The 5978-nt window shown below is 71.6% G+C and carries 6 protein-coding genes; 1 reads left to right on the plus strand and 5 read right to left on the minus strand.

Annotation, left to right across the window (positions count from 1 at the left end; translation table 11 throughout):
- Window positions 1-44 precede the first annotated feature (44 nt).
- The 5 genes from ACFWGJ_RS40845 to ACFWGJ_RS40865 all read right to left on the minus strand — a co-directional run bounded on the left by ACFWGJ_RS40845 (window position 45) and on the right by ACFWGJ_RS40865 (window position 3944).
- Window positions 45-419 (minus strand): hypothetical protein, encoded by a 375-nt coding sequence (locus tag ACFWGJ_RS40845; RefSeq protein ID WP_107015660.1) that lies wholly within the window; start codon window positions 417-419, stop codon window positions 45-47.
- A gap of 76 nt (window positions 420-495) precedes the next feature.
- Window positions 496-981, minus strand: coding sequence for a roadblock/LC7 domain-containing protein (locus ACFWGJ_RS40850; RefSeq protein ID WP_381834052.1), 486 nt, complete (start codon window positions 979-981; stop codon window positions 496-498).
- A gap of 38 nt (window positions 982-1019) precedes the next feature.
- Window positions 1020-1811 carry a transcriptional regulator gene (locus tag ACFWGJ_RS40855; protein WP_387334030.1) on the minus strand — a complete coding sequence of 264 codons (792 nt, stop codon included), beginning with the start codon at window positions 1809-1811 and terminating at the stop codon, window positions 1020-1022.
- Between the two features lie 119 nt (window positions 1812-1930).
- Entirely contained in the window at window positions 1931-2329 is a 399-nt protein-coding gene (locus tag ACFWGJ_RS40860; protein ID WP_210880812.1) for a hypothetical protein, read from the minus strand.
- Window positions 2330-2528: 199 nt separating this feature from the next.
- The gene (locus ACFWGJ_RS40865; protein ID WP_387334029.1) at window positions 2529-3944 is read right to left on the minus strand and encodes a diaminopimelate decarboxylase; all 1416 of its coding nucleotides are present in this window, start codon (window positions 3942-3944) and stop codon (window positions 2529-2531) included.
- 179 nt (window positions 3945-4123) lie between these two features.
- On the opposite strand from ACFWGJ_RS40865, the gene hutU reads away from it, so the two are divergent.
- The gene (gene hutU / locus ACFWGJ_RS40870) at window positions 4124-5782 is read left to right on the plus strand and encodes a urocanate hydratase (protein WP_366783226.1); all 1659 of its coding nucleotides are present in this window, start codon (window positions 4124-4126) and stop codon (window positions 5780-5782) included.
- The last annotated feature ends 196 nt before the right edge of the window (window positions 5783-5978 follow it).

Raw genomic sequence — 5978 nt, forward strand, 5'->3', positions numbered from 1 at the left:
GCCCGGTGGGGCGCGGCGTCGGGCCGGGGTGCTGGTCTGATCCCTCAGACCTCCAGATCGCTCTCGATCTTCTTCAACTGGTGCCTGGCCATCGCCAGGTTGGCGCGTTTGGCGTCGAGCACCAGGTAGAGGAAGAGTCCGTTGCCGCCACGGCCCTTGATCAGCCGGATCAGGTGGTACTGGTCGGACAGCGTGATCAGGATGTCCTCGATCTCGCCCTTCAGACCCAGGTGCTCCATGGTGCGGATCTTGGCGCGGACGACGTCGGTGTTCCCGGCCGCGGCGACGGTGAGGTCGAAGCTCTTGCTGCCGCCGATCGTGCCCAGCGCCATACCGGTGGTGTAGTCGACGAGAGCGGCTCCGGTCGCGCCCTCGATGGAGGCCAGGGTCTCTTTCAACGCGGTCTCGGTGTTGGTCATGGTGATGCCGGTCCTTTCGGTTCGGGTTGGTTCGTGTTGGTTCGGATCGGTCCGGGCCTGTTCGGTGCGGCCGGGTTCAACGGCTCTCACCGGTCGGCCCGGGGACCGTGCGCGCGGTGCGCGCGGTTCTGGTGCGCGGTGTGAGGGCGGCCTTCGGGGCGGGCCGTGCCGCCGGGGCCGGCTGGGCCTCGGCTGCGGCCTCGACGAGTTCACCGATCCGGCTGCCGGAGCGGCGCCCTTCGAGATGCAGCCGGCCGACGTTGGCCCGGTCTCCCGCCAGCAGCGTCAGTACGGCGGAGGGTCCCGCCGCGTAGGTCGCCACATAGCCGTGCTCGCCGCGCAGCAGCAGTTCGCGGAAGTCGCCCCGGCCGGTCGCGTCCGCCACGCGGAGGGCGACCCCCAGTGCGGCGGCGGTGAGGGCGGCCAGCCCCTCCGGCTCCACGCCCGGAGTGTCCTGGGCCAGTACCAGGCCGTCGACGCTGGCCGCGAGCGCGCCCGTCAGCTGGGGCACCCGGGCCCGTAACCGGTGCAGTTCGTCGAGGACTTCGGCCTCCGCCGCCATCAGTTGTCTCCTCTCGGCACGCTGTCGGAGCGCGCGGATCACAAGGCCTCCAATGCGTCTCTGAGCCGGCGCAGCAGGGCCACGTCGGGATCCGCCGACGCCTGCGCGGCCTGCGCCGCCTGTGCGGTCGCAGTGGAGACGGGGGACAGGGGGGACACGGGGGGTGCGACGGTCTCCGGTGCCCGGCACTCGACCGTCCGCGCGCGGGTCGTCACGATCCCGGCGGCCGCCAGCCGGCGGACGTCGACCAGCGTGTGGAACCCCGGCCGGCCGAGGACCCGGGAGATGTCCGAGACCGTGCGCTCCCCGTCGACCTGGTCGAGAACCGTGCGCTGACGCGGCGGAAGGACCACGTCGACGGCACGGGCGGTCCGCACGAGTTCCGCGGTGTCCGTGTCCGGGTCCGGCCAGATGCGGTGCAGCAGCGCGCGGCGCCGCAGCGTCTCGCGCTCCACCGCGCCCACGGTCACCGGCCGTACGGGGCCGATCCAGTGCGCGACCCCGTACCGGAACCGCGCCGGGCCGCTGCTCGCGCCGAGCGTGAAGAACGCGGCGTCGTACAGCGCCCCCAGATGGCACAGCTCCAGGGCGCCCGCGGCCAGCCGTCCGCTGTCCACCAGGAACCGTCCGACGCGGCGTTCGGCGCCCGCCTCCGAGACCGCCTCCCACCAGCCGTCGGAACCCAGCGCCCCACGGCTGGTGAGCAGGATGTCCAGCCCGGGGGTCGCGGGGCTCTCGGCGTGCACGACCTGGCCCTCGACCAGGTAGAGCACGCCGCGGTCCCGGGTCAGTACGCCGGTGGCGCGCTCCTCCGCGAGCCGGCTCAGCATGGGGCTGAGCACGGGCGGGACCAAGGCCTGCCGGTCCGGGCCGGCCGGCTGGACGGACGGGTCGGGCGGGTCGGGGTCGGGTCTGCCCAGTCCCGGCAGGGGGCCTGCTTCCATCGTGGTCACCCCACCACCAGCCGTTCCGCCATCTCGCCCAGGCGTATTCGGGCCAGGGCGAGGTTGCCGTCCGAACGTCCCAGCCACAGATGCAGGAACACACTGCTGTCGAAGGTCGTGCGGACGAAACGCAGGACGTGATAGCTGTCCCTGTTGCTGACGATGAGGTCTTCCACCGGCGGTTGCCCGCCGGACCAGTCGGCTCCTTCCTCGGGTGCGAAGGCCTTGTGCTCCGCGGCGAGCCGGGCGAGTTCCGCCGCCTCGGCCGCGGTGGCCTCGTGATCCCCGTTCGGTGAGTCCCCGACCGTGCCCAGAGCCAGTCCGCTGGTCCAGTCGACCACCGAGGCTCCCCGGGCTCCGGGCAGCCTCATGGCCTCCAGCAGGCACTCGTCGATTCCGGGCACGGTGCTTCCCTCCCGCCCGTCGGTTCAGCTGAGTGACGCAGAAGCTACGCAACGTGTGCGTGACGAGTGAGAGATAGTGCAATTTCCCGTGGAACATGCCAGTTGCTGGCTAGTGTGGGTCGATTGCCCTGAAGATAATCAGACCTTCTGGCTTTGCCCGGTTCGCGGATTCATTCCGGTCCCGCCGGAATCGCACGCATCAGGCCGACGGCCCGGCGGTCAGCGCCTCGGTGAACGCCCCTCCCGACTCCGCCACGAGTTCGTCGATCGTCTGTGCCGCGCGGACCGTCGCGAACCGCACCCCGCCGGCTCCGTCCGGACCGAAACCGTGCACGGCGGGCCGCGCGAGCGAGTTGTACCCGTAGTGGTGCGCGAAGTAGTACGCGCCCGTGTCCAGCGCCGCCGCGTAGTCGCCCTGTTCGAGCAGCGGCATCGACCGGCCCTGTGCCAGCAGGTCACCCGCGAAACAGGCGGGCCCCGCCACGTCCTGGACCACCTCGGGCCCCGTCTTCGGCCGCCCCTTGGCGTCGTACGCGGCCACCCGCAGCGGCCAGGACTCGGGCGCGTACACCGTGCGGGCCGCCACCTGGACTCCCGCGTGCGTCACCGCGATGGCCCGTCCGCCCGCCGACTTCGCGTACTCGACGCGTGCCAGCACCACGCCGTGCTTGGCGAGCAGCGACCGCCCGAACTCCGTGACCAGCCCGTACCGCCCGTCGAACAGCCCCGGCACACTCGACGCCAGGAGCCGTGCGTACTCCTCGTACGTCGGGGTGTGGACGTCCGAGCCGAAGTTCACCGGCAGCCCGCCGCCGATGTCGAGCGTGTCGATCTGCCGTCGCCCGGCCCGCCCGTTGATCTCCTCCGCGAGCCCGTACGCCTCGGCCACCCCGCGCGCCATCAGCTCCAGCGGCATCCCCTGCGAACCCGAGTGCGTGTGCAGCCGCGTCAGCCACGGCCGGTCCAGGTACGCCCGCACGACCCACTCGCGCGCCCCCTCGTCCCGCAGCGCGACGCCGAACTTCGAGGTCGCCGTCGCCGTGGACAGCGCTCCGATCGAACCCCCGCCGACCTGCGGGTTCACCCGCAGCCCCAGAGGCGAGCGGGTCGACGCCGACCCGACCAGCGCGTCGATCCGCGCCAGCTCCTGAGGGTTGTCGGCGTTGACCGCGATACCCAGCGCGAGTGCCTCCCGCAGCTCCGCGGGGGTCTTCGCGGGCGAGTCGAGGACCGTACGGGACGGGGGTACGCCGGCCGCGCGGGCGAGAGCCAGTTCGCCGGGGCTCGCGACCTCCATGCCGATGCCCTCCCGGTGCAGCAGCCGCAGTACGGGGACGAGCGGGGTCGCCTTCACCGCGAACGCGTGCAGCACCGGCGTACCCGGTGCGGTCACCGCGTCGAAGGCCGCCCGCAGGGCCGTTACGGAGGAACGGATTCCGGTGATGTCGAGGAGTGCGACGAGGGGGGTGGACGGGCTTACGAGTCCTTGTTCCACGGCGGCGCGCACGGCCTCGTCGCGCCGCGCGGCCCCGTCCGTCCGTCCGCCGGCCCGGTTCGTGCCGGGGTTCGTCTCGGTATCACTGTCCGCGTCCTCTGAGCCTGTGTATGCAGCCATTCATCCAGCCAAACACCTGTACGGCGCCCGTGCTGGCCCGCGAGGGTATTGACTAGTTCTATTCAGGAGCCCAGGATGTGAATATCTGCTGTATCGCTGTATCGCCGCACCGTTGTATCGCCGCATCGCTGTACGAACGGCACCGCCCGGAGTACTCACCCGTCGCCAGGAGGCAGACCATGTCAGGACCCCGCCCCGTCCGAGCACCGCGCGGAACGGAACTGAGCGCCCTGGGATGGCAGCAGGAAGCCGCTCTGCGGATGCTGCAGAACAACCTCGACCCCGAGGTCGCCGAGCACCCCGACAAGCTCGTCGTCTACGGCGGCACCGGCAAGGCCGCCCGCGACTGGCGCTCCTACGACGCCATGGTCCGTACGCTGCGGACGCTGAAGCAGGACGAGACGATGCTCGTCCAGTCCGGCCGCCCCGTCGGCGTCATGCAGACCCACGAGTGGGCGCCGCGCGTCCTCATCGCCAACTCCAACCTGGTCGGCGACTGGGCGAACTGGGAGGAGTTCCGCCGCCTCGAAGCCCTCGGCCTCACGATGTACGGCCAGATGACCGCCGGGTCGTGGATCTACATCGGCACGCAGGGCATCCTCCAGGGCACCTACGAGACCTTCTCCGCCGTCGCCGCGAAGAAGTTCGGCGGGACGCTCGCCGGGACCATCACCCTGACGGCCGGCCTCGGCGGCATGGGCGGCGCCCAGCCGCTCGCCGTGACGATGAACGACGGCGTCGCGATCTGCATCGACGTCGACCCGCGCGCCATCGAGCGCCGCATCGAGCACCGGTACCTGGACGTACGCGCCGACTCCCTGGAGCACGCCCTCCAGCTCGCCGTGGAGGCCCGGGACGCCCGCCGCCCGCTCTCCATCGGCCTGCTCGGCAACGCCGCCGACCTGCTGCCGCGGATGCTCGCCGAGGGCGCCCCGATCGACATCGTGACCGACCAGACCTCGGCCCACGACCCGCTGGCCTACCTGCCCGTGGGCGTCGAGTTCGACGACATGGCCGCGTACGCCGCGAAGGACCCGGCCGGTTTCACCACCCGGGCCCGGGAGTCCATGGCGCGGCACGTGGAGGCCATGGTGGGCTTCATGGATGCCGGCGCCGAGGTCTTCGACTACGGCAACTCCATCCGGGGCGAGGCTCAACTCGCTGGATACGAGCGGGCGTTCGCCTTCCCCGGCTTCGTGCCCGCCTACATCCGGCCGCTGTTCTCCGAGGGCAAGGGCCCCTTCCGCTGGGCCGCCCTGTCCGGCGAGGCGTCCGACATCCACAAGACCGACAAGGCGATCCTCGACCTCTTCCCCGAGAACGAGTCCCTGCACCGCTGGATCAAGCTGGCCGGCGAGCGCGTCCACTTCCAGGGCCTGCCCGCCCGGATCTGCTGGCTCGGCTACGGAGAGCGGGACAAGGCGGGCGAGCGCTTCAACGACATGGTCGCCTCGGGCGAACTCGCCGCGCCGCTGGCCATCGGCCGCGACCACCTCGACTGCGGCTCCGTCGCCTCCCCGTACCGCGAGACCGAGGCCATGCTCGACGGCTCCGACGCGATCGCCGACTGGCCGCTGCTGAACGCCATGGTGAACGTGGCCTCCGGTGCGTCCTGGGTGTCCATCCACCACGGGGGTGGTGTGGGCATGGGGCGCTCCATCCACGCGGGGCAGGTGTCGGTGGCCGACGGCACGCGGTTGGCGGGCGAGAAGATTCGCCGCGTGCTGACGAACGACCCCGGGATGGGGGTCATTCGGCATGTCGATGCCGGGTACGACATCGCGGAGACGGTCGCTGATGAGCGGGGCGTGCGGGTTCCCATGCGGGAGGGCGAGTGAGCGGGTCGTTGTCCGGCGGGGGCTCCGCCCCTGGGCCCGGCCAGGGGCTCCGCCCCCGGACCCCCGATCGGCCTGAACGGCCTCGTCCTCAGACGCCGGACGGGCTGGATGGGCCCGAGCGGTCTCGTCCTCAAACGCCGGACGGGCTGGATGGGCCCGAGCGGTCTCGTCGGCAGACGGCGGATGGGGTGGAAGC

The sequence above is a fragment of the Streptomyces sp. NPDC060205 genome (assembly GCF_042728395.1).
GTDB lineage: Bacteria > Actinomycetota > Actinomycetes > Streptomycetales > Streptomycetaceae > Streptomyces.

Bases quoted from the DNA above. Each gene is read 5' to 3' on its own strand.
- ACFWGJ_RS40865 (WP_387334029.1), bottom strand. From the start codon at position 3,944: ATGGCTGCATACACAGGCTCAGAGGACGCGGACAGTGATACCGAGACG.
- ACFWGJ_RS40850 (WP_381834052.1), bottom strand. From the start codon at position 981: ATGGCGGCGGAGGCCGAAGTCCTCGACGAACTGCACCGGTTACGGGCC.
- hutU (WP_366783226.1), top strand. From the start codon at position 4,124: ATGTCAGGACCCCGCCCCGTCCGAGCACCGCGCGGAACGGAACTGAGC.
- ACFWGJ_RS40845 (WP_107015660.1), bottom strand. From the start codon at position 419: ATGACCAACACCGAGACCGCGTTGAAAGAGACCCTGGCCTCCATCGAG.
- ACFWGJ_RS40855 (WP_387334030.1), bottom strand. From the start codon at position 1,811: ATGCTGAGCCGGCTCGCGGAGGAGCGCGCCACCGGCGTACTGACCCGG.